Here is a 675-nt window from a genome sequence, read left to right on the forward strand (position 1 = left end):
TTATCACGTCTTTCATCGGCTCTTAGTGCCAAGGCATCCACCATACGCTCTTATTAGCATAACCAACTTGCCTTCTCTCACGGGTTGGAGTTCAGGCGACACATATCTAGCGTGATATGCGTTGGTAATAGGTTCCTCTTATTGAACTGCTAATGTTCAATAAAATTCAATTTTTTCCGTTCGTTTTCTTCGAACTAGTTAATGTTGTTAACATTACCTCGGATGTCTTGATTAATATCTTATTGAATATTATTCAATAAGCATAAGATATTTAATCTGTCGTATTATCGCTTATCAGTAATAATACAACTTTTCTTTGTATGCAATTTTCAAGGTACACATTTGATTCTTTGCAGAATCAAGTGGAGAATACGAGATTCGAACTCGTGACCTCCTGCTTGCAAGGCAGGCGCTCTCCCAACTGAGCTAATCCCCCATAATTTTAATACCATATTTTATTGTTTAGATATGGGCTTAAGTGGACTCGAACCACCGACCTCACGCTTATCAGGCGTGCGCTCTAACCGGCTGAGCTATAAGCCCATATTCTTTTTAAATTTGGCGGCCACCTACTCTCCCACATCGTCTCCAATGCAGTACCATCGGCCGTCTGGGTCTTAACCATCGTGTTCGGGATGGGAACGGGTGTTTCCCCCAGGCGCATCGCCACCAAAA

Annotated in this window: 2 tRNA genes and 1 rRNA gene; all 3 read right to left on the reverse strand. The window is 42.1% G+C overall.

What is annotated here, in order from left to right:
* Positions 1-363: 363 nt before the first annotated feature.
* Positions 364-436 (reverse strand) — tRNA-Ala (locus tag ARB69_RS25545).
* Positions 437-469: 33 nt separating this feature from the next.
* Positions 470-543: transfer RNA gene (locus ARB69_RS25550), tRNA-Ile, on the reverse strand.
* Between the two features lie 13 nt (positions 544-556).
* Positions 557-674: ribosomal RNA gene (rrf, locus tag ARB69_RS25555) — 5S ribosomal RNA — on the reverse strand.
* Position 675 lies beyond the last annotated feature (1 nt).

Origin of the sequence: Faecalicatena contorta (genome assembly GCF_001404335.1) — a bacterium.
Classification (GTDB): domain Bacteria; phylum Bacillota; class Clostridia; order Lachnospirales; family Lachnospiraceae; genus Faecalicatena; species Faecalicatena contortus_B.